We start from the raw sequence: 201 nt of genomic DNA, 5'->3' as shown, positions 1-201 counted from the left end.
ACCATCCTGACTGACGGCACCATCATCGATATCGATTGCAACATGCCTCACTGTCAGGACGCACAGAAGAAAGAGTTCACTCAGCTGGTGACTGTCTCTGTGGCCTACCGCAAGATTGACTGGGAGCACACGGTAGCAGGCACTTCCGGTGCGGATGACTGGCGTGCGCCTATCGAAGCCTAAGGCTTCCTGGCAGAAGGC

1 pseudogene is annotated in these 201 nt (G+C 56.2%); it reads left to right on the top strand.

Going from position 1 to position 201, the window contains the following annotated elements:
* Positions 1 to 183 (top strand): annotated as a pseudogene (locus RN22_RS23965) (type VI secretion system tube protein Hcp); the annotation flags it as partial.
* Between the last annotated feature and the right edge of the window lie 18 nt (positions 184 to 201).

It is taken from the genome of Grimontia sp. AD028 (genome assembly GCF_000973155.1).
Lineage (GTDB): Bacteria > Pseudomonadota > Gammaproteobacteria > Enterobacterales > Vibrionaceae > Enterovibrio > Enterovibrio indicus.
This window is presented reverse-complemented; position numbering and strand designations above follow the sequence as displayed.